This window comes from Pseudomonas sp. FW305-3-2-15-C-LB1, from assembly GCF_058787615.1.
On record NZ_JBYSZX010000044.1, the window covers coordinates 1 to 587 of the forward strand.

1 pseudogene is annotated in these 587 nt (G+C 61.3%); it reads left to right on the top strand.

The window, feature by feature from the left end:
* Positions 1 to 587: pseudogene (locus AC3WP7_RS30040) on the top strand (type IV secretion protein Rhs); the annotation flags it as partial.

The window sequence follows — 587 nt, forward strand, 5'->3', positions numbered from 1 at the left end:
GTCGGGCGCTCGTTGTGGTTGCGCTATGTGTCGGGCCGCATCGTGGCGGTGGATTACCAGATTCATCGCGTTGTGGATGACGGTCCGTTTGTGTGGGTGACGGAGCAGACGGTTGTTTCCTACGCCTATGACGACTTGGGACGACTGGTTTCAGTGACCAATGCCGTCGGTGAAAGCGAGGTTTATCGCTACGACGAACAGCACGTCATCCTTGAACGCGGTTTGGCCGGTGGGGCGAGTTTCTTCTGGGAGTGGGAACGGTCTGGCAAGGCGGCGCGGTGCATTCGGCATTGGGCCAGTTTCTCGCAGATGGACACGCGTTATGCCTGGGATGACAACGGCCAGGTCACGGTGTTTAACGCCGATGGCAGCCAGGAAGTCTACGTGCATGACCAGCGGGCGCGGCTGGTGCAGCGGGTCGATCCGGATGGCGCCGAGCATTTCAACTCCTACGATGACAGAGGCCGGCTGACGGTTGAGCAGGACCCGCTCGGGGCGATCACGGCGTATCAGTACGACGAAGCCGGGCGCTTGGTGGCGGTGTTTCCGGGGGACGATGAGCCGACGACCTACGAGCATGACAACGG